This is a genomic window from Streptomyces sp. FH025 (assembly GCF_017427025.1).
Classification (GTDB): Bacteria; Actinomycetota; Actinomycetes; order Streptomycetales; family Streptomycetaceae; genus Kitasatospora.
Genome location: NZ_JAFLNG010000968.1, coordinates 1 through 2237, shown reverse-complemented (window position 1 = coordinate 2237; position 2237 = coordinate 1). Strand labels below are relative to the sequence as shown.

Annotated in this window: 3 protein-coding genes; all 3 read left to right on the top strand. The window is 74.7% G+C overall.

Features of this window, described 5'->3' with window-relative positions:
• The coding region (locus J0670_RS36240; protein WP_207816979.1) for a DMT family transporter at window positions 1–438 on the top strand (438 nt) is incomplete at its 5' end.
• A 79-nt stretch (window positions 439–517) separates the two neighbouring features.
• Window positions 518–1003 (top strand): hemerythrin domain-containing protein, encoded by a 486-nt coding sequence (locus J0670_RS36235; protein ID WP_307806853.1) that lies wholly within the window; start codon window positions 518–520, stop codon window positions 1001–1003.
• Window positions 1004–1431: 428 nt separating this feature from the next.
• A partial coding sequence (locus J0670_RS36230) for a GTP-binding protein (RefSeq protein ID WP_207816976.1) occupies window positions 1432–2237 on the top strand: 806 nt, incomplete at its 3' end.

Genomic DNA, 2237 nt, shown 5'->3' with positions numbered 1-2237 from the left:
CTCGCCGCCCGCTGGCGCGAGGGCGCCGACCCGCTGGCCGCCACCGCCTGGCAGTTGACCGCCGGCGCCCTGGTGCTGCTGGTACCCGCCACCGCCCTGGAGGGCGCCCCGCCACCCCTGGACGTGCGCGCCCTGCTCGCCTTCGGCTACACCGCCCTGGTGGCCACCGCGCTCGCCTTCGCCTGCTGGTTCGCCGGGCTGCGCCACCTGCCGGCCGCCACCGTCGGCCTGCTCGGGCTGCTCAACCCGCTGGCCGGGGTGCTGCTGGGCGCCGTGCTGGACGGGGACGCCTTCGGGGTGCGCCAGTGCGCGGGGCTGGCACTGGTGGCGGCCGGCGTCCTGCTCGGCCGGCCCCGGGCCGCGCCTCCGGCGCCGGAGCGGGCCCCGGACCCGGCCCGGGGCGCGGAGGCGTGCTTGCCCGGGGGCCGGAGGGCGTGATCGACTGGCGGGCAGCATCGCGTGCCGGTGGCGGACCGCGCCAGGCATGGAGGTGCGCAACCGAAAGGGACCGCCACCCGTGGCCTCCCCCGACGACGGCCGTACGGCCGCCCTCAGCCTCCAACTCGCCCGATCCCACCGCGAACTGCGCCGCCGCCTGGCCGACGTCCGTACGGGACTGGGCCGGCGCCGCATCGCGGACGACGAGCTCCTCACCCACCGCCTGGCCTTCTGCACTGCCCTGACCGTCCACCACCGGGGCGAGGACGAGGGTCTGTTCACCGCCCTGGTGCGCGAACGGCCCGACCTCGCCCCTACGATCGCCAAGCTCACCGAGGACCACGCCCTCATCGCCTCCATCCTCACCCGGGTGCGCGAACTCGCCGAACAGGCCGTCGAGGCGCCGAAGGCGGACCGGGAGGCGATCGGACGCGAACTCGACGGCCTCGCCGCCATCATGGAGTCCCACTTCGGCTACGAGGAGCGCGTGATCGGGGCCGCCCTGGACGCCGGAGTGCCCGACGACGGCTGGTCGCGACCGGTTCTGCGGCTCGGGGCGCCGTAACACCCGCCCGCCGTAACACCCGCCCGCCGTAACGCGCACCCGCCGTAGCGCGCACCCGCCGTAAAACCCGTCGCGCGGGCGGGCCGGGCCTTCCTACACTCGCCACGCGGCCGCGCCTCGAGCGCGCGGCCCATCGTGACGACACCGGTTGAGGGGAGGGGACGGCCATGGCGAAGCGCAGCGCCGCCGTCCCCTCTCCCGCGTCGCGGTATGAGGTGATCTTGGTGTCCCCGCCCTCCCGGTGCCCGCTGCGCGGCCGGCACCGGAACAGCGCCGCCGCCTGACCCGCCACCGCTCCGAGGAACTCCTTCCCGGCATCAGATCTGACGGTCAGTCAGTTCAAGTCAGGTCAGTTCAAGTCAGGCCAGGCCAGTGCTGTGCCAATCGCGCGCCCACCCGTCACCATCGCCTCGAAAGGCAACCGGGCCATGCGCACCGACACCACCATCAACGCCGCCACCACCGCGATCGCGGCCGTCCGCAACCTGGGCATCCTCGCCCACGTCGACGCCGGCAAGACCACCCTGACCGAGCGGATCCTCTACCTCACCGGCACCACCCACAAGCGCGGCGAGGTCCACCAGGGCACCACCGTCACCGACTTCGACCCGCAGGAACGCGACCGCGGCATCACCATCTTCGCCGCCGCCGTGAGCTGCGCCTGGGCCGGACACCGCATCAACCTCATCGACACCCCCGGCCACGTCGACTTCTCCGGCGAGGTCGAACGCTCGCTGCGCGTCCTGGACGGCGCGGTGGCGGTGTTCGACGCGGTCGCCGGCGTCGAGCCGCAGAGCGAGGCGGTCTGGCGGCAGGCCCAGCGCCACGGCGTGCCCCGGATCGCGTTCGTCAACAAGCTCGACCGCGCCGGGGCCGACCTGGGGGCCGCCGTCGCCTCCATCCGCGAACGCCTGCACCCGCGCCCACTGGCCGTCCAACTGCCCGTCGGCACCGAGGAGTCCTTCACCGGCGTCGTCGACCTCGTCCACCTGCGCGCCCTCACCTGGGACGACGCGGGCCGCATGAGCGAGGGGCCCGTCCCCGGGCACCTGGTGGACGAAGCCGACCTGCGCCGCCGCGCCCTGGAGGAGACGGTGGCCGAACTCGACCCCGAGGCCCTGGAGGAGTACTGCGCCCGCGCCACTCTCACCGCCGCCACCCTCACCGCGGCTCTTGCTCGCCTCACCCGCACCGGCGAGGCCGTGGTGGTGCTGTGCGGCTCCGCCTACCGCAA